The organism is Mesorhizobium sp. M0626 (assembly GCF_040320665.1).
GTDB lineage: Bacteria > Pseudomonadota > Alphaproteobacteria > Rhizobiales > Rhizobiaceae > Mesorhizobium.
Genome location: NZ_JAMYQD010000003.1, coordinates 131,988 through 149,843, shown reverse-complemented (window position 1 = coordinate 149,843; position 17,856 = coordinate 131,988). Strand labels below are relative to the sequence as shown.

General features: G+C 61.2%; 21 protein-coding genes and 1 tRNA gene. 12 read left to right on the top strand and 10 right to left on the bottom strand.

Annotated elements, in window-relative coordinates; genetic code table 11:
* The first annotated feature begins 45 nt into the window (after window positions 1–45).
* From NKI37_RS04525 to NKI37_RS04505, 5 genes are all read left to right on the top strand, one after another.
* A complete protein-coding gene (locus tag NKI37_RS04525; protein WP_023683632.1) occupies window positions 46–807 on the top strand; it encodes a 3-hydroxyacyl-CoA dehydrogenase in 762 nt (253 codons plus the stop codon).
* A 6-nt stretch (window positions 808–813) separates the two neighbouring features.
* On the top strand, window positions 814–1,980 hold the full coding sequence (locus NKI37_RS04520) for a CaiB/BaiF CoA transferase family protein (protein WP_352789659.1): 1,167 nt from the start codon (window positions 814–816) through the stop codon (window positions 1,978–1,980).
* Between the two features lie 35 nt (window positions 1,981–2,015).
* The gene (locus NKI37_RS04515; protein WP_352789682.1) at window positions 2,016–2,786 is read left to right on the top strand and encodes a HugZ family pyridoxamine 5'-phosphate oxidase; all 771 of its coding nucleotides are present in this window, start codon (window positions 2,016–2,018) and stop codon (window positions 2,784–2,786) included.
* Window positions 2,787–2,939: 153 nt separating this feature from the next.
* Window positions 2,940–3,278 (top strand): ArsR/SmtB family transcription factor, encoded by a 339-nt coding sequence (locus tag NKI37_RS04510; RefSeq protein WP_023669951.1) that lies wholly within the window; start codon window positions 2,940–2,942, stop codon window positions 3,276–3,278.
* A gap of 71 nt (window positions 3,279–3,349) precedes the next feature.
* Window positions 3,350–4,144: a TrmH family RNA methyltransferase gene (locus tag NKI37_RS04505; protein ID WP_023683629.1), complete on the top strand. Its 795-nt coding sequence runs from the start codon at window positions 3,350–3,352 to the stop codon at window positions 4,142–4,144.
* Between the two features lie 38 nt (window positions 4,145–4,182).
* On the opposite strand, the gene NKI37_RS04500 is transcribed toward NKI37_RS04505, so the two are convergent.
* Window positions 4,183–5,343, bottom strand: a complete 1,161-nt coding sequence (locus tag NKI37_RS04500) for a coiled-coil domain-containing protein (protein WP_352794382.1) — start codon at window positions 5,341–5,343, stop codon at window positions 4,183–4,185.
* A gap of 155 nt (window positions 5,344–5,498) precedes the next feature.
* A complete protein-coding gene (locus tag NKI37_RS04495) occupies window positions 5,499–6,035 on the bottom strand; it encodes a DUF1134 domain-containing protein (protein ID WP_245259859.1) in 537 nt (178 codons plus the stop codon).
* Between the two features lie 390 nt (window positions 6,036–6,425).
* Between NKI37_RS04495 and chpT the strand changes: the two genes are divergently transcribed.
* Window positions 6,426–7,055: a histidine phosphotransferase ChpT gene (chpT, locus tag NKI37_RS04490; protein WP_352789663.1), complete on the top strand. Its 630-nt coding sequence runs from the start codon at window positions 6,426–6,428 to the stop codon at window positions 7,053–7,055.
* 243 nt (window positions 7,056–7,298) lie between these two features.
* Window positions 7,299–7,667 carry a response regulator transcription factor gene (locus NKI37_RS04485; protein ID WP_023669946.1) on the top strand — a complete coding sequence of 123 codons (369 nt, stop codon included), beginning with the start codon at window positions 7,299–7,301 and terminating at the stop codon, window positions 7,665–7,667.
* A gap of 86 nt (window positions 7,668–7,753) precedes the next feature.
* Here the strand turns inward: NKI37_RS04485 and ctrA are convergent, their stop codons facing one another.
* On the bottom strand, window positions 7,754–8,449 hold the full coding sequence (gene ctrA / locus NKI37_RS04480) for a response regulator transcription factor CtrA (protein WP_006203583.1): 696 nt from the start codon (window positions 8,447–8,449) through the stop codon (window positions 7,754–7,756).
* A 449-nt stretch (window positions 8,450–8,898) separates the two neighbouring features.
* On the opposite strand from ctrA, the gene NKI37_RS04475 reads away from it, so the two are divergent.
* Window positions 8,899–9,276, top strand: a complete 378-nt coding sequence (locus tag NKI37_RS04475) for a flagellar export protein FliJ (RefSeq protein ID WP_023669945.1) — start codon at window positions 8,899–8,901, stop codon at window positions 9,274–9,276.
* A gap of 109 nt (window positions 9,277–9,385) precedes the next feature.
* Here the strand turns inward: NKI37_RS04475 and NKI37_RS04470 are convergent, their stop codons facing one another.
* The gene (locus NKI37_RS04470) at window positions 9,386–9,787 is read right to left on the bottom strand and encodes a winged helix-turn-helix transcriptional regulator (protein WP_352789666.1); all 402 of its coding nucleotides are present in this window, start codon (window positions 9,785–9,787) and stop codon (window positions 9,386–9,388) included.
* A 92-nt stretch (window positions 9,788–9,879) separates the two neighbouring features.
* Here NKI37_RS04470 and NKI37_RS04465 point away from each other — a divergent pair, with 92 nt between their 5' ends.
* Window positions 9,880–10,809, top strand: a complete 930-nt coding sequence (locus NKI37_RS04465) for an NADP-dependent oxidoreductase (RefSeq protein WP_352789669.1) — start codon at window positions 9,880–9,882, stop codon at window positions 10,807–10,809.
* A 67-nt stretch (window positions 10,810–10,876) separates the two neighbouring features.
* On the opposite strand, the gene sciP is transcribed toward NKI37_RS04465, so the two are convergent.
* A complete protein-coding gene (gene sciP / locus NKI37_RS04460; protein WP_013529904.1) occupies window positions 10,877–11,152 on the bottom strand; it encodes a CtrA inhibitor SciP in 276 nt (91 codons plus the stop codon).
* Window positions 11,153–11,409: 257 nt separating this feature from the next.
* Here sciP and mnmA point away from each other — a divergent pair, with 257 nt between their 5' ends.
* Window positions 11,410–12,600 carry a tRNA 2-thiouridine(34) synthase MnmA gene (gene mnmA, locus NKI37_RS04455; RefSeq protein WP_352789672.1) on the top strand — a complete coding sequence of 397 codons (1,191 nt, stop codon included), beginning with the start codon at window positions 11,410–11,412 and terminating at the stop codon, window positions 12,598–12,600.
* A gap of 65 nt (window positions 12,601–12,665) precedes the next feature.
* Here mnmA and NKI37_RS04450 read toward each other — a convergent pair whose 3' ends face one another.
* Window positions 12,666–13,625: a Gfo/Idh/MocA family protein gene (locus tag NKI37_RS04450; RefSeq protein WP_023699712.1), complete on the bottom strand. Its 960-nt coding sequence runs from the start codon at window positions 13,623–13,625 to the stop codon at window positions 12,666–12,668.
* A 235-nt stretch (window positions 13,626–13,860) separates the two neighbouring features.
* Here NKI37_RS04450 and NKI37_RS04445 point away from each other — a divergent pair.
* Window positions 13,861–13,937: transfer RNA gene (locus NKI37_RS04445), tRNA-Met, on the top strand.
* On the opposite strand, the gene NKI37_RS04440 is transcribed toward NKI37_RS04445, so the two are convergent.
* The 3 genes from NKI37_RS04440 to NKI37_RS04430 form a co-directional block, all read right to left on the bottom strand.
* Entirely contained in the window at window positions 13,894–15,522 is a 1,629-nt protein-coding gene (locus tag NKI37_RS04440; RefSeq protein WP_352789685.1) for a recombinase family protein, read from the bottom strand. The two genes, NKI37_RS04445 and NKI37_RS04440, sit on opposite strands and share 44 nt — an antisense overlap.
* Before the next feature lie 470 nt (window positions 15,523–15,992).
* Window positions 15,993–16,448 carry a helix-turn-helix domain-containing protein gene (locus tag NKI37_RS04435; RefSeq protein WP_023807257.1) on the bottom strand — a complete coding sequence of 152 codons (456 nt, stop codon included), beginning with the start codon at window positions 16,446–16,448 and terminating at the stop codon, window positions 15,993–15,995.
* Between the two features lie 7 nt (window positions 16,449–16,455).
* The gene (locus NKI37_RS04430; RefSeq protein ID WP_023686248.1) at window positions 16,456–17,136 is read right to left on the bottom strand and encodes a hypothetical protein; all 681 of its coding nucleotides are present in this window, start codon (window positions 17,134–17,136) and stop codon (window positions 16,456–16,458) included.
* A 137-nt stretch (window positions 17,137–17,273) separates the two neighbouring features.
* Between NKI37_RS04430 and NKI37_RS04425 the strand changes: the two genes are divergently transcribed.
* The gene (locus NKI37_RS04425) at window positions 17,274–17,516 is read left to right on the top strand and encodes a helix-turn-helix domain-containing protein (RefSeq protein WP_023699715.1); all 243 of its coding nucleotides are present in this window, start codon (window positions 17,274–17,276) and stop codon (window positions 17,514–17,516) included.
* Window positions 17,517–17,601: 85 nt separating this feature from the next.
* Here NKI37_RS04425 and NKI37_RS04420 read toward each other — a convergent pair whose 3' ends face one another.
* Entirely contained in the window at window positions 17,602–17,817 is a 216-nt protein-coding gene (locus tag NKI37_RS04420) for a helix-turn-helix transcriptional regulator (protein WP_023669907.1), read from the bottom strand.
* Window positions 17,818–17,856 lie beyond the last annotated feature (39 nt).

Below are 17,856 nucleotides of genomic sequence, written 5' to 3'. Positions count from 1 at the left end.
CGGCGACCTCCGTAGCATGACCCGGAACAGCACGGAGCATGCAGCATGAACCCGAACGGCCAGATTGCGATCGTAACCGGCGGCGGCTCCGGCCTCGGCGAGGCAACCGCCCGCGCGCTGGCCGACAAGGGCGCGCGCGTCGCCATTTTCGATATCGGCATCGACCGGGCATCGAAGGTGGCGGGCGACATTGGCGGCGCCGCCATCCAGTGCGATGTGAGCAGCGCCGACAGCGGTGCGGCCGCGGTCGCCGAGGTGGAAAAGAGACTTGGGCCAGCGCGCATCCTGGTCAATTGCGCGGGCATTGCCATCGGCGTGAAGACGATCGGCAAGGATGGTCCGCATCCGCTCGACCAGTACCGCAAGGTGATCGAGATCAATTTGATCGGCACCTTCAACATGATCCGCCTCGTCGCCGACCGTGCCGCCAAACTCGAACCGCTGCAGGGCGGCGAGCGCGGCGTCATCGTCAACACCGCGTCGGTGGCCGCTTATGATGGCCAGATCGGCCAGGCCGCCTATGCCGCATCCAAGGGCGGCGTCGTCGGCATGACGCTGCCGGTTGCCCGCGACCTGGCGCGCTCTGGCATTCGCGTCTGCACCATCGCGCCCGGCATCTTCAAGACGCCAATGATGGCCGGCATGCCGCAGGAGGTGCAGGATTCGCTCGGCGCGGCCGTGCCCTTCCCGTCCCGCCTCGGCGAGCCGTCCGAATATGCCGCGCTCGCCCTGCATATCGTCGAAAACCAGATGCTCAACGGCGAAACCATCCGCCTCGATGGGGCAATCCGCATGGCGCCGAAATAGACGGCCATGGCGGCCGGCGCAGTGAAGACCGGTCCGCTGGCCGGCCTTAAAGTCATCGAGATGGCTGGGCTCGGCCCGGTGCCGCTGGCGGGGCTGATGCTGTCGGACATGGGCGCCGAGGTGCTGCGCATCGAGCGCACCGGTTCGGACCAACCCCTGCTGCCGCTCTCCGATGCGCACAATCTCGACCGTCACGGCCGCTCCATCCTGCGCGTCGACCTCAAGCAGGCAAAAGGCACGGAACTGCTGCTGCACCTTGTCGAAAAGGCCGATCTGTTTGTCGAAGGCTTTCGCCCCGGTGTGATGGAGCGGCTCGGTCTCGGCCCGGATGCTGCATTGGCGCGTAATCCGGCGCTGATTTACGGCCGCATGACCGGCTTCGGCCAGGACGGGCCGCTCGCAGGTCGCGCCGGCCACGACATCACCTACCTCGCCTATTCCGGTGTGTTGCACGCCATCGGCCGGGAGGAAGGCCGGCCGGTGCCGCCGCTGAATCTGATCGCCGACAATGGCGGCGGCGCCATGATGCTGATCGCCGGGGTGCTTGCAGCGCTGTTCGAGCGCTCGCGCTCTGGCAAAGGCCAGGTGATCGACGCGGCGATGGTCGAGGGCGCTTCGATGCTGGCGGCCCCCATACACGCCTTCATGTCGGCAGGTCTGTGGAGCGACCGGCGCGGCGCCAACCTGCTCGATTCCGGTGCGCCCTTCTACGACACCTATGAGACGGCGGACGCACGCCACGTTGCGGTCGGCTGCCTTGAGCCGCGCTTCTTCGCCGCCTTCGCAAGGCTGCTGCCGCTCGGGGAGGATTTTGTCCGCGGCCAATACGACGAGGCGTTGTGGCCGGACATGCGCGCGGCCATTGCCGACCGGTTCCGGCAGAAGACACGCGACGACTGGGACGCGCTGTTTGCCGCAAGCGATGCCTGCGTGGCGCCGGTTCTGTCGCTGGCCGAAGCCAGGGATCATCCGCACAACCGGGCGCGTCACGCATTTGTGAAGGCCGGTGCGCTCGAGCGCCCCGCGCCCGCGCCACGCTTCTCGGCCTCGCAGCCGGCGCTTGCCGGCATGTCTGAAGATGACGATCAGCTGCCCCAGACTGTGCTGGCGCGCTTCGGCTTTTCGACAGCCGAGATCAAAGCGCTTGTCAAAGCCGGCATGATTGGCCAGTAACTGGATTTAGAAAATCAACTTACCTGGTGAGCATTTTGGACCAGCCGAAGAAGGACGTCATTCGCGCGACGGACGCCGAGGCGATCAGGCTGGCCGCAACGCTGATCCGCAGCGCCCGTTTCGGCGCCCTCGCGGTGATCGAGCCGTCGACCGGCGCACCGCTGGCCTCCAGGGTCGGAGTCGCCACCGACATCGATGGCACGCCTCTGATCCTTGTCTCGGCGCTGTCAGCCCATACCGGCGCCATCCTTGCCGAGCCGCGCTGCTCGCTGCTTGTCGGCGAACCCGGCAAGGGCGATCCGCTGGCGCATCCCAGGATAACGCTGGTCTGCCGGGCGCAGCCGCTGGAACGCGGGTCGAGCGCGCATGCCCGCGCCGAGCGGCGCTATCTCAACCGCAATCCCAAGGCAAAGCTCTATGCCGAGCTCGGCGATTTCTCGATCTTTCGCCTCGAGCCGGAGCGCGCCAGCCTGAATGGCGGCTTCGGCAAGGCCTACCTGCTCGACCGTGCCGATCTCATCACCGAGGGGTTGATCGTCGACGAGCTGGCCGCCAGCGAACAATCCGCTCTCGACCACATGAATGCCGACCATCTCGACGCCATCGCCGTCTATGCCCATCATTTCGCCAGGGTTGAAGGTGATGGTTGGACCATGACCGGCTTCGATGCCGATGGCATGGACCTGGCATCGGGCGACACCGTTTGCAGGGTCTATTTTCCGCAGCCATTGAAGACCGCGCGCGACCTGCGGCCGGTTCTGGTCGACATGGCCAAAGCCGGTCGTGCGCCAGCTACGCAAGGATAATCGTCATGAATCAAAAGCACGTCTTGAGATTTGGGCGAAATGATCTACGATTCAGGTGACGCTGAATCAGCAGCGTGATCCATAGCTGAATTATAGCAGCCAACGCTATTTGCCCCCATAGCGTTTGGATGAGCAGGAAAACATGGGGCATCGATGGTCTCGACCAAACTAATCGCCAATGCCGAATCGGCGGCGACATTTCTGACCCTTATGGGCAACGAAAAGCGGCTCTTGATCATGAGCTATCTGGCCGACGGTGAAATGTCGGTCGGCGCCATCGCCGAAAAGGTGATGCTCAGCCAGTCTGCTTTGTCGCAACATCTGGCCAAGCTCAGGGCGCTCGATCTTGTCGAGACCCGCCGCGACCGGCAGATGATCTACTATTCCTGCAAGTCCGAAGCCGTGCGCGAACTGTTGCGCATGCTGGACGGCATTTTCGGGATAGGCGACTTGTCCCAAATGGCAACGCGTCTGCGCCGCGCCGGGACTTGACCTGCAGGGCTTGACTGGCGGCTCCGATCGCTCCTTACGTCGCTGACGATTTTTCGCCGGCCGAGGTATTGATGGATCCGATCCAGATCGACGACGCGCGCGATCCGCGGGTCGCCGCCTATCTCGACATCCGCGAGCGCGATCTCACCGGCCGCCATGGCCGGTTCGTTGCCGAAGGCAAGGTGGTGCTGGACGTCCTGCTGTCAGCCGGACGCTTTGCTGCGGAGTCGGTCCTGGTCCTCGAAAACCGGCTGGCCGGGCTCGACGACATCCTGCGCAAGGCCCCTGCCGACCTGCCGGTCTACGTTGCGGCAAGCGCCGTCATGGACAGGATCGCCGGCTTCCACATGCATCGCGGTATATTGGCGATCGGCAGCAAGGGCACGCCACAGCCCGCCGAGGCCTTGCTCGACACCTTGCCTGCCGAAGCGTTGATCGTCGTTCTCATCGGCATCGCCAACCATGACAATATCGGATCGATCTTCCGCAATGCCGCCGCCTTCGGCGCCGATGCCGTCTTCGTCGACGCCACCTGTTGCGACCCACTGTATCGCAAGGCGATCCGCGTCTCCGTCGGCGCCGCGTTGAAGGTGCCCTTTGCGTCCTTCGGCGACACTGAAGCTTTCATCGCGAAGCTCGGCGAGTTGGGCTTCGGCCAGGTCGCTTTGTCGCCGCGTGGTGAGGCTGACATTCGTGATGCCGCGCGACCGAAACGACTGGCGCTCTATCTCGGCACCGAAGGCGAGGGCCTCCCGGAGAGCCTGCTTGCCCGCCTGCGGACGGTGCGGATCGCGATGTCGGAAGGGTTCGACAGCCTGAATGTCGCTGCCGCGTCAGCCATTGCGCTGCACCATTTTTCGCCCTGATAGGCGTAGTCAGGCAATTCCAAGCCGGGGCTTGAAACTCAGCTCGGCAAATCTGCCTTCTGCAACGCCCGCACGCGATCGGCCAGGCTGGTGGTTCCCGACCGCGTTTCCTGCGGCGCCGCCAGCGCCTTGGCGATCGGTGAATCAGGTCCTTCGAGCTTGGCCGTCAAATGGACGACCTCAGCCGCCAGATTGTTCATCTGTTCGCGCAAGGCAGAACCGGCATCATTGCCATTGCCGGGGCCATTCCCGGGCTTCGCGGATCCAGAACCGCCAAGCTCCGCCTTCATCCGCTTGTTTTCGCGGGCCAGCGTCGTCAGCCTGGCTTCGAGCCGCTCTCGGTCGCCTTCAAGCTTGGCGAGCGTCTTGTCGATGTCCTCGTTCCTGGCGCGGGCACTGTCTTGCGCACCAACCAGGCCAGCAGCCGCGGCGCCTCCCGCAGCCTCGCCCTTCACCCGTTCGCGAAGCCGGGCCAGTTCCTTTTCGCGGCGATCGAGCTTGTCCTCGCGATCGGCAAGCGTGGCGAGCAGACGCTCGAGCTTTCTGTCGAGGTCGGCGGTTCTTTTCTTTTCGGCCTTCAAGGCATCGCGCGTGGCCTTGGCCTCGGTGACGACTTCCTGATGGCGCCTGTCGGCCTCCTTGCGCTGGCCGCGCAGCACTGAAATGTCGTTGGCAAGTTTTTCCAGCTCGGATTCGCGAGCCACCAGTTCGATCTGACGATTGCTGGAGGAGAAGGACGCGTCGTCGTACATATGCTCGAGCTTTTCCAGCTCGAGCGCGCGCTTTTCCATCGTGCGCTCTGTTTGTGCAAGCCTGTCAGACAGCTGTTGTATCTGCTGCTCGCGATGCAGGAGCAATTCGTTTTTTTCCCCGAGCTCCGAAAGCGCCTGCTTCTTGTCCTTGCGCTCGACCGCCAGGCCCTTCAGCGCCTCGCGGCCGCGATTGATTTCGACGAGTTGCTCATTCGCCTGCTCACGCAGCGTCTTGATGCTGATTTCGAGCCGGCGCGTCGTCATGGCGAACTCGGCCCGCAAGCTGTCCTTGTCGGCCTGGATCTCGGCCAGCGTTCGCGGCACCGACGCCTCGACACGCTTGCGTGTCAGCGCGACCGCCCGCCGCCAGATGGCCGGCGCGACCAGCAGCGCCAGAAAGCCTGCGCACAGAAAGCCGAGGGCGAAGAACAGGATCGACTGAACCAAGGTGACTACCCGTTACGGGCGGGCCGCTATCCGGCAACCGCCAAGTCTGGACTTTGCCATGTTCGCATGACGCAAATCCAGCGCTGCGGCAAGGGTTTGCCGCAGCTGCACCGGGTCAGAATCTGTTGATCGGGTCGAAGTGTGGTCGGAATCGCTCAGAAGGGATTCCAGGTCGGCCTCTGCGTCAGCTTCAGATAGCCGAGATTGACGCCAAGCCGCGCGCCGACGCCGGTGCGGATCGGCACCAGCAGCACCCTGTTGTTCTGCAGCACGTTGAAGCCGACGCCGGCCACGACATAGGCCGAACCGGCAACGCCGCCGAACCGATTGTAGAGATTGCTGACGTCGTCGAGGTTATAGACGAGCATCATCACCCGCGATCCCTCGCCGCCGAAATCCCAGCCGAGCGAAGGCCCTTGCCAGAACACCTTATGGTCGCCGGCATTCTTGGTGTAGAGCGTACCTTCGCCATAGGTCAGGCCGCCGATCAGCGCGCCGGAGCCCTCTTCGCCGAGCAGATAGCCATTGGGCAGGCCGTAGGAGGCAAAAATCTTCTCGACGACGGTGGCGAGACCGCCCGACGTCGCGCCGAAGAACTTGTGACCGGAATCGACGATCTCCTGAGCGGTGTATTCCTGTGCCCGCGACGCAGAGGTTGAGAAAGCGAGAGCGCCCATGAGGGCAATCGCCATGAAGAAGACGCGGACAAACGTCCGGTCGTAGAATCGGGAAACCATGCTTCCAATCTCCGTCAGGGAGCACTTTCGCCGACGCCTCGCACCCCGTCCGGCTCTTTAGGCGGCCGTTAAGGATGACTGTTACGGGCAAACTATGCCGTAATCCTTTTTCAACCATTAACCTCCCACATGAACATGGCGGTTCGAAGGCCGTTTCTGACTGTCTGCGCGGGCTCCCATCCTGTGCAAAGATGCCGTTTTTTCTCACGAGAATTGTGGATTGTTGCTGCACGCTCGGGCGCTGTGTATTCAGAATGCCTGGGGAGAGAGCGTGATTCGGGTGGTGAGCGTGGCAGTCGGTCGCGCGGCCACCAGGATGTGAATTTTAGCAGGGATTTTTCGCCGATGGCTGAGCCTTTCTCTCTCTCCGCACCCGATCTCGCAGCCTTGTTGTGCAGCCGAGTCTGCCACGACATCATTTCGCCGGTCGGCGCCATCAACAACGGCCTTGAACTCCTGGACGAGGGCGGCGCCGACGAAGACGCCATGAAACTGATCCGGCAGAGCGCCAGAAACGCTTCGGCCCGCCTGCAATTCGCTCGCATCGCCTTCGGCGCCGCCGGTTCGGCCGGCATGATGATCGACACCGGCGATGCCGAGTCCGTCGCCATCGCCTTCCTGAAGAACGAGAAGCCGGAATTGATCTGGAACGGGGTTCGCGCCCTGCTGCCCAAGAACAAGGTCAAGTTGCTGCTCAATTTGCTGCTCGTCGCCAATGCTGCCATCCCGCGCGGCGGCAGATTGGTGGTCACGCTGGAAAACCTCGACACCGAGCCGCGCTTTGCGCTTGCCGCAAGCGGCCCGATGCTGCGCGTGCCGCCGAAATTCCTCGAACTCCATTCCGGCAACAAGCCCGAGGAGCCTATCGACGCCCATACCGTCCAGCCCTACTACACGCTGCTGCTGGCGCGTGAGGCCAACATGACGATCTCGATTCACGCGACCGCCGAAGAGATCGTGCTGTCCGCGGCCTGAGCGAAGCCGTTCGGCAGGACGCCGAGCATCAAGAACAATCAAGTATCTTTTCCCGCTGATATTTGCGGCAATTCAGAACAGGCAAGTTTCATCGCCGGCAACGCCCCTGCAGAATGGGGCTGCAAACGACATGTTTGTAAAAACTTTACCTAACGGCTTTTCTACTTCTTTACCAGATCGGCCTAGTGTGCATCCCGATACCCGGATGCCGCCGGTTCGCCCCATTGCAAAGAGGACCCGGAAATGAAGCGCTGCATGTTTGTCGACGATTCGAGCGTCATCAGAAAGGTTGCAAAACGGATTCTTGGCGGCTCCGATATGGTGGTGATCGAAGCAGCAACTGGACTTGATGCTGTCGAGATGTGCGCTGCCGAGATGCCTGATGTGATTGTCGTCGACGGCGCCCTGCCGGACATGCAAGCGGTCGACGTCATTCGCCAGGTTCGCGCCATGGAGAGCACGATCAAACCGCAGATTCTGATCTCGCTGGTCGAGGTCGATGTTGCCTCGATCATGAAGGCAAAGCGCGCCGGCGCCCAAGGTTATCTGTTGAAGCCGTTCAACCGGCCGCAACTGCTCGAACGTTTTCGTACCTTGAAGGTTGCCGCCTGATTCGGCTCGTTTTCGGCCAAAAAAGGACAGCAAAAAACTCGGCCTGAGCCGGGTTTTTTGCATTGATTCAATTGGATGATGTTCGCTCAGGCGCTGACGCGGATGTCTTCCGGCTCGCGCAGCACATAGCCGCGACCCCAGACCGTCTCGATGTAGTTCTGGCCACCGGATGCTGCGTCGAGCTTCTTGCGCAGCTTGCAAATGAAGACGTCGATGATCTTCAGTTCCGGTTCGTCCATGCCGCCATAAAGGTGGTTGAGGAACATTTCCTTGGTCAGCGTGGTGCCCTTGCGTAGCGAGAGCAACTCCAGCATCTGGTATTCCTTGCCGGTCAGATGCACGCGTTGACCGCCGACTTCGACGGTCTTGGCATCGAGATTGACCACCAGGTCGCCGGTGGTGATGACCGACTGGGCATGGCCCTTGGAACGGCGCACGATGGCATGAATGCGGGCGACCAGCTCGTCCTTGTGGAACGGCTTGGTCATATAGTCGTCGGCGCCGAAGCCCAGGCCGCGCACCTTGTCCTCTATACCGGCCATGCCGGACAGGATCAGGATCGGCGTCTTCACCTTGGACAGGCGAAGTGTCCGCAAGACTTCGTAGCCGGACATATCGGGAAGGTTGAGGTCGAGAAGAATGATATCGTAATCATAAAGTTTACCGAGATCGACACCTTCTTCGCCGAGGTCGGTCGTGTAAACATTAAAACTTTCAGATTTGAGCATCAGCTCGATGCTCTGAGCGGTTGCACTGTCGTCTTCTATCAGCAGAACGCGCATTTCATTCCCCTTTTCTGCCGCCGGACCATGTCACGACCCATCCGGGACCGGAGCAGTGATTGCCTGAACAGAGGCTGCCATCGAATGGTTAACAAAACCTAATTCCGCACCAAGGACGGTACCAGATTTTTTAACCCCTTTCTACACCCTCTTGAATCTAATGATGAATCACAGAACCAAATCGCTAATGCAACACATTAATAAGTCGGACTAAGTGACTCAAGGGACTCGCTGGCCGGCTTCCGTATCGGGAGCCGGAATTTTTACCCGGCCTTAAGTCCTCGCCCTTATGATTAACAATGCGCGTAAACGAATGGTTACCGCCGGCAAAAAACTTTAGGGATTTGTTTCCCATAGTTCGGGGAATGCCGGTGGATACGGGCGGCGCCAGGCCCTGGCGGGCGGATTGGACGATATGTGCAGGTGTGCGTTTCCGGGAGTACCGAATCATGAAGTCACGTGAAAACCTCGTTCGGCTGAAGCAATTTCAGGTGAATGAGAAGCGGCGGCAGCTGCTGCAGCTCGACATGATGATCGCCGAGTTCGAGCGCATGGCCGTTGAACTGGAGCTTCAGATCACCGCCGAGGAGAAGAAGGCCGGCATCACCGACATCAATCATTTTGCCTATCCGACCTTCGCCAAGGCGGCGCGTCTGCGCCGTGATAACCTCAGAAACTCTCAAAGCGACCTCGCCCAGCAGCGAAGCGCTGCCGAATCATTACTCGGCGAAGCTGAAGCGGAGCTTTCCAAGGCCGAGATGCTGGAATCGCGCGACACCAAGATCCGCGACGCGGAACTCGGCGGTCGCAGCGCCATGATCGGCTGACGGCAAGGTTTTAACCCGACCGGCGCCGCCTGACGCCGCGCTTTGCTTTGCGTGTAGCGCGCCAAAAGGCTCCGGCGCTGCTGATCCGGCCCGTAAGGCGGCCGCAGCTTCAGGCCCGTGCCAAATCCCTGTCCAGGTTCGCCGCTGCCCTCGCCCGCGCTTGCTTGATGTCAGGCACATGCTCTTCCGACCAGGACCGTATCTGGGTGAGCAGCCCCGCCAGGTTCTGGCCAAGTTCGGTCAATTCATATTCGACCCGCGGCGGGATCACCGGAAAGATTTCGCGCCGCACCAGCCCGTCGCGCTCGAGGACGCGCAGGGTCTGCGTCAGCATTTTGGGTGTGATGCCTTCGAGCTTACGCGCCAGTTCCCCATTGCGCATCCGGCCACGGCGCAGCGCACAAACCGTCAGATAGACCCATTTGCTGGCCAGCATCTCGAGCACGGCGTGCGAAGGACACGTCCGCAGGAAGGCGTTATAGCCGGAGCCGCAATCATTATCACTATCCATGAGGTGCCTATATATGGAAAAGGTACATACTGGACAAGGGAATGTTACTATCGAAATGATAGCGGCTCAGAAAACCCCAGCAGGAGCCTCCCATGCGTGCCGTTATCCAGAATTCCGTCGGCGGGCCCGACGTCCTCGTCATCGCCGATCGCCCCGCGCCCTCGCCCAAGTCAGGCGAAGTGCTCGTGCGCGTGCATGCCGCCGGCATCAATCCGGTCGATGGCTCGGTGCGCGCCGGTTACTATCCTTTGCTGGGCGAACCACCCTTCACTTTGGGCTGGGATATTTCAGGCACGGTCGAGGCGGTAGGCCCAGGCGTCGATGGCGGCCTCAAGGTCGGTGACGCCGTGTTCGGCATGCCGCATTTTCCCAAGCAGGCCGCGGCCTATGCGGAGCTCGCTGTCACCCCGGCCGATGAAATCGCACCGAAGCCGCAAGGCATTGACCACAATCATGCCGGCGCGCTGCCGCTGGCCGGTCTGACCGCCTGGCAAGGCCTTGTCCGCCATGGCGGCCTGAAGCGCGGCCAGCGCGTGTTGATCCATGCTGCGGCCGGCGGCGTCGGGCATCTGGCGGTGCAGATCGCCAAGGCGCACGGCGCTTATGTCATCGCCACCGCCAGCCCGAAGAAACTCGATTTCGTCCGCTCGCTCGGCGCCGATGAAGTGGTCGACTACACCAAGCGAGATTTCACCGCCGAGGTCAGCGACGTCGACCTGGTGCTGGAGCCGATGGGCGGCGACCATGCCGACCAATCGCTGACAGTCCTGAAGGACGGTGGCGCCTTGGTGTCGCTGCTCAATGTCCACGACACCACCCGAGCCAAGGCTGCTGCGCGTGGGATCCGCGTCGAGCGCATGTCCGTCGTGCCCGACCGTGAAGGCCTCGTCGAACTTGGCAAACTGGTCGATGCGGGAAAGCTTGCGGTCCATGTGGCAAAGAGCTTTCCGCTCGAACAGGCGGGCGCCGCGCACGCTTTTCTCGCCACCAGGCCGATCGGCAAGGTGGTGCTGACGGTCTGAAGCAGCAGGCATTACCGACAGGCAAAAGGGCGCGGTTACCGCGCCCTTTTCTATTGTGGTCCTGGCTCTAGTGCCGGTATTGCTGGATGCGCGTCGTGCGCAGCCCGGCAAGGCCGTATTCGTCGATCGACGCTTGCCAGGACAGAAATTCCTCGGTGGTCAGCTTGTAGCGCTGGCATGCCTCGTCGAGGCTCAAAAGCCCGCCGCGCACCGCAGCAACCACTTCCGCCTTGCGCCGGATAACCCAGCGACGTGTATTCGTCGGCGGAAGATCGGCAATCGTAAGAGGGCTGCCGTCAGGCCCTATAACATATTTGACTCGCGGTCTAACAAGATCGGTCATCGTACTCTCTACTAAAAACTCAAAGACCCAATCCCCACCACATTACCGCCACAGCTTTAAAAATTGCCTAAGCGAACCCTAATGAGTAGGTAAGGATCATGAACGCCGCGTTAGTCTTTTCGTCGGCATTTGAGGCAACGGCGGGCAGGCGCGCAATTTTCCCGCAAAATCGGCACCGCCGCAAAGCTGGCGCCGCTGGTGTAGTTGACCTATATTCGCGCCACTGCCATTGAAGCGCCGCGCAGAACGAAAGAACCATGAACAGCCTCGACCTTCCCGCCAGCCCGCAAAACACCCGCGTCGTCGTCGCCATGTCGGGCGGTGTCGACTCGTCCGTCGTCGCCGGTCTGCTGAAGCGCGAAGGCTATGATGTCGTCGGCGTCACGCTGCAGCTCTACGATCATGGCGCCGCAACGCACCGGGCCGGGTCGTGCTGCGCCGGCCAGGACATTGACGATGCCCGCCGCGTTTCCGAGACATTGGGCATTCCGCATTACGTGCTCGACTATGAGGAGCGCTTCCGCAAGGCGGTCATCGACCCGTTTGCCGAGAGCTACGTTGCCGGCGAAACGCCCATTCCGTGCGTCTCTTGCAATCAGACGGTGAAGTTCGCCGACCTTTTGGCCACCGCCAAGGACCTTGGCGCCGATGCGCTCGCCACCGGCCATTATATCCGCTCCGGCGCCAATGGCGCCCACCGCGCGCTATTCCGGCCCGTCGATGCCGACCGCGACCAGAGCTATTTCCTGTTTGCCACCACGCAGGCGCAGATCGACTATCTGCGCTTTCCGCTGGGTGGGCTGTCCAAGCCTGCGGTGCGGGCCATCGCCGAAGAAATGGGGCTGACCGTTGCCGCCAAGCAGGACAGTCAGGACATCTGCTTCGTGCCGCAGGGCAAATATTCCGACATCATCGCCAAGCTGAAGCCAGCTGCCGCCAACCCAGGCGACATCGTCCATATCGACGGCCGCGTGCTCGGTCGCCATGACGGCATCCTGCGCTATACGATCGGCCAGCGCCGCGGCATCGGCATCGCCTCGGGCGAGCCGCTTTACGTCGTCCATCTCGACGCCGACCGGGCCCGTGTCATCGTCGGCCCGCGCGAGGCGCTGGAGACCCACAAGATCTATCTGCGCAACATGAACTGGCTGGGCGATCGCGCGCTGTCCGACATTCCGGCCGCCGGCATGGAGCTGTTCGCCAAGGTCCGCTCGACGCGGCCGCCGCGCCCGGCCGTGCTGCATCACCGCGCCGGCAGCACCTTTGTCGAACTGGTCGACGGCGAGTCCGGCATCGCGCCCGGACAGGCCTGCGTGCTCTATTCCGACAACGGCAACGAAGCCCGCGTCTTCGGCGGCGGCTTCATCGAGCGCTCCGAGCGCGGCGCCGAGGCCGAAGCCATGCTCAGCCGGCTCGCAGCCAGGCCGGCGCAGATTCCCGCAGAGTAAACACTACCCCTCTCGGAGACAGTTTTAGTTTCGATCTGCCTTAAGGGCAGAGTTTCGAAACGGTCTCAGGACTTTGTATGCGTGACTGTACCCGCCGTCAGGATGCGGAGCACCCTGATGGCTTCCTCGCCGCTGGTGCGCGGCTCGGCCCGCGTCTCGATACACTGGATGAAGTGCTCGAGCTCGCGCGTCAGCGGCATGCCCTGGCCGACCGCGACATAGGACGGCTCGTTGGTGGTGAAGGCCCACTGGCCGCTGTCCTGCCACACCGCGTGGCGGTAGACGGCCAGCTTGCGCTCCCATGGCTCGACATCGTCGAACACCGCCATTGCCTTGGTGCCGACCACGGTCAGCCGCCGCTCGCGGTAGGGATTGAGCCGCGAGGTGAAGAGATGGCTGCGCAAGCCATTGGGAAAACGCATGTGCAGATGCGCGAAATCGCTGAGATTGTCGAGGAGTGCGGCCCCCTCGCCCCTGACGTCGATCGGCTCGGTGCCGGTGATGGCCAGGATCATCGACAGATCGTGCGGCGCCAGATCCCACAATGCGTCGTTCTCGGTGTGGAATTTGCCGAGGCCGAGCCGGTGCGAGTGGATGTAGCGAACCTCGCCGAGCTCGCCATTGTCGATCAGCGCCTTCAGCGTCTCGAAGGCGGGATGGAATCGCAAGACATGGCCGACCATGAACACGCGGCCGTTGTCCCTGGCCGCCTGCACGGCGCGCTCGGCGTCGGGCACGGTCAACGCAATCGGCTTTTCCACCAGCACGTCCTTGCCGGCCTCAGCGGCGCGCACGGCAAGATCGGCATGGAATTGCGGCGGCAGCGCCATGACGATGGCGTCGATATCATCACGCACGAACAGCTGGTCGGGCTCGATCGCCAGGCAGTCCTGCTCGCTGGCAAAGCCTTCGGCCCGCGCCCGATTGGCATCGGAAACCGCATGTAGCGCGCCGAGCGCCTTGAGGGTGCGGATGTGGTTGCTGCCCCAGTATCCGCAACCGAGGACTGCAATGCGCGGCTTCATCAGCTTCAAACTCTAATTTCTTGGCCGAGACATAGCGGCGTGCCCCGTCGAACTCAACCCCGGTGGCTTACCGGAGATGCCAGCCCGGCAAAGCTTTTACCGGCGACAATATGCCGGCGCCCTCGCGCATCGATGCTTGACAGGCTCGCCCTCCCAACCTTATATCCGCGCGACCTTGGCGAACGCCTCGAAATGCCTTTCGATTTAAGGCGGATTTCGGGCCTTTCGCCGCCCTGGCGGGGTAGCTCAGTTGGTTAGAGCACGGGAATCATAATCCTGGGGTCGGGGGTTCAAGTCCCTCTCCCGCTACCACCATTCCCCCCGCTCGTTTGACGCCGTGGGGGAAGGCACCCTCGCCCAAGAGTGCCGTTAACCGCCCAGCGATTTCGACTTCGACGCCGCCGATCCTCGATGGATCTCGAAACACCGTGACGGTTTCGACCAAGTCGCGCATTGCCTCTGCACATTCGGAATCGCCAAAAGCAATGCCCTTAGCAAGCCCGGTCCGAAGTTGGTTTAGTTGTTCCTCGTAGCGAGCGAGCACCGCAGGGTGCAGCGCGATCACTCCCGTAGCGGCGGGCACCCGATCCAACTCGGCTAGAATGCCCTTACGCTCTTCATTCAGCGTTGTTGATTGCGGTCCCAGCACGGCTGGGTCGCCATAGCCCTTGGCAATGGCGTTGACCAGGCGCTCGATCTCCCGAGTTAGTTCTTCAAGCCGTCGCTCCAAACGGCTGCGCCTGGCATCGGTGTCGGCTGCCAAGCGCTTCCGTTCTTCGTGGTAGGTCTGGACGTACTGGGCAATCACTTCGGGATGGCGCAACTCGGCGGAAAGGCCGTTCAGAACTGCAGCTTCGACCGTATCCAAATAGAAGGTCTTGGGATCGGCGCATGTTCCGCTTTCAGTCGCGGCGGAACAGCGGATGCGAATGCGCTTGGACTTGTCCACGCCTTTCGACGACATTCCCGCACCACAGGCACCACACCTCAGGAGCCCCGTCAACATGTGCCGTGGTCGGCGCTGGTGGCTTGGATGAGTGGTTGCACGCGCCTTCTTGCGTGCTTGTGCTGCGTCGAACAGGTCGGACGGAACAATAGCGAGGTCGGGCACTGCGACTACTCGCCAGTCACCCTTGGGATTTGGGCGCGAGACACGTTTCCCCGTGTCAGGATCCTTGATCATTCTGACCCTGTTCCAGATCAGGCGGCCAGCATAAAGCTCATTGTGAAGCAGCCCCGTCCCTCTCTGCACATTTCCATTGATGGTGGAGGCATTCCAGGCACGACCGCGAGGCGGCGGTATGCGGTCTGTGTTTAGATCGTGAGCGATAGCGCGCGGGGTTTGCCCTGCGACATACTCTCGAAAGACACGACGCACGATTTCCGCTTCATCCTCTGCGATCATCCGCTTCCCGGGATCGCCTAGCACGTACGAATAGCCATAGGTCAGACCGCCGGCGTGAAGCCCTTTGTTGACTCGGCCGGCTTGGCCCCTGCGGACTTTGTGAGCGATGTCCTCTCGGTATAGCTGGCCAACGAGACCGCGCAGGCCGACCAAGACCGTGTTCACCACGCCTTCGTGAACGGCACGAATTTCGATGCCGAGAAATGAAAGGCGTTTGTGAATGCCCGCAAGGTCTTCCATGTCGCGCGAGAGCCGATCAAGTGCCTCTACGACGAGCACGTCGAATTCGTGCTCACGCGCTTTGTCCATGAGCTGAAGTAATCCGTCACGGCCCAGGACGGAGCCACCGGAGCGTGCTCGGTCGTCAAACGTTGCGACAACGTTCAACCCCTCACGTTCTGCATATGCTCGGCACAAAGCGAGTTGATCGTCGATTGATCGCTCATTTTGGAGGTCGGTTGAGAAGCGTGCGTAGATCGCGGTTCGAGTCATGATAAGTTTTCTCGGCCTGTTCACGCTCGTGGTCTTCGCGAGCCGCTTGGCGCGCAAGTGCTTTTGCAAGGCGCAGAATCGCTCTATCAGGCGCTCGGAACAAGGCCCTTTTTTGGTGCCTCACAACCATTGCGAGTAGCGCTCGCTACGGATCGGCTGGGCTTCTGCTGAAAATAAGAATGCTCGGCTTGGTTCGATCCTGCCGAGATCATGATCTTGGTCCATGTCTCCCAGATGCGCGCATGCAGGAGATGAGAAAAGCCATCAAATTGATTAGTCGCAGAATTGGATAGCAAGGCGTGCTTTTCGGAAATCCGTAAGTCCCAACCTCAAGCCGCAAGCTATTCCGGGCGGCTCTGGAGAAGCTCTCAGGCATGTCTGGCGGGATCGCCTGACTACACCCACCGCCGTCTTTCCGAGGTTGTAGGCAACAAGTGGCGCGGGCCCTCACGACCTCCTCAACCTCGTTTCTAATACTCGTCTGGGCATTGCACAGGATCGATTTCCTTTCCCAATTCAAAGAGCAGAGACGACACGCGGTTGCGCACACGCGGGGGGAGTCGCATCAGCCTTTCGATCAAGCGTCTGCCTTCCGCGCTGGCGATGAATCCCAGGCGTTCGTCTACGGGCAGGAGCGGAGCGGTTGCCTCGCCATTGCCCAGCAGACCATCGAAGAAGCGGCTGACAGGAACAACCAGCGAGCGGGCGATTTCGTAGAGCGTGGAAGCGCTGACGCGGTTGCGCGCGCTTTCGTATTTCTGGAGCTGTTGAAAGCTGATGCGGATCGCACGGGCCAGTTGCGCCTGCGAGACGTCCGACTGGACTCGCAGAGTCGCGATCTGCCTGCCGACGTGACGGTCGGCCGGATGGGGACCGACCTCACCGTTAGGTGCCACACCGCTTTGAAAACGATCCAAGATTTTCATCAAGGCTTCACCTGCTCTGTGAGTTTTGCTGCTTTTCTGAGCTTGGGTTCGTCGCAACGTCTAAACGGTGAAGACGGACCAGGTCATTCAGTACCGATCGGATGTGCGGCCAGGGAAAATCGTCTGGATGTTCCCAGTGCTCACCGTCACGCAGGATGACCTTGAGCTTGGCCAAAATGCCTTCGATGGACGTGGCCGCTGTCTGCGGTAGATCATCCAGAAGTGCCCCTTCGACTGTTTCCGATTGCCGGATCAGTTCGTCTGTTCTCGAATAGCCGATCTCAGCATCAGCAGCGTCCCAGCGCGCCTGGTGTGCCACGAAATCCGCAAGCGCCCTGCCCCATTCGACTTCATTTTCAGGAGAGTGGGCATCGTTCAGGCTCTCGATGGAATGGAGCGTCACGTCCGTACCATCGGCAAGCCGCACCTTGGCGCAGGGAAAGCCAACTATCCTGGCGAGGTGTGTCTCCAACCGCTGCTGTTCGCGGCACAGCGCCAGTGTCTCATCATGGATTCTTTGCCAGCTCCCACACAGACGAAGAGCAGGATCGGCCGCGCTGCCGTCCGTCAGTTCGCCAGCCAGCGATTTTGCCTGGAAGGGCCATGCCGCCGCGCCCGTGGCCGTTCCCGTCAGCAAGCGCCGCCGGGTGATGAAAAACAAATTTATGCTATCGTCGGAATCATCCATGATCCGAGCTCCAAACAGCTTTGCATGGTTGGTGATACAGCCAAACGCTTTGGCGGCCTCAGCTAAATATCTGAATTTAAGATAACTGAAAATCAGATATAAAGGAAGCCCCCATCTGAGTTCAGATGAGGTGATAAGTGGTCGATACACTCGGTACGAATCGGCACAAAGCTTTGATCGCGCTGCTGATCAAAAACCGTGAAGCGGCAGGCCTTACGCAAGTTGAGTTGGCAACCAGGCTCGGCCAATACCAATCGTTCGTAGCTCGACTAGAAAGCGGACAGAGACGTGTTGATGTCGTGGAGTTTATAAACCTCGCCGAGATTCTCGGTTTTAGCGCTCCGTCAGCCATCAAGAAGCTATCGGAAGTAACAGGTTGAGCGATGGGAGCGTGTGACCGCGCTAGTGCAAATTGACAATTTGCAGAACCGGCAAGGAAGCCCCCAGGTTCTTGCACCTACCCGTTCAATCGGACCTCTTCACCTCAGCCTTCGACCCCCATCGAATGGGATCCTCAACCCAGCGGTTGATCTCGGATTCATGCCACCCGGCGCCATTGGTGCTGATCCTCAGTTGAGCCGGGAACGTGCCGTCGGCGATCTTGCGATAGATTGTCGAGCGGGACAGACCGGTCCTGGCGAGGACTGTTTTGAGACGAACGATACGATCCGGCTCGGACATAGCTTGCGTCCACCTGAATGGTTGTTGCTGATTTCTGTT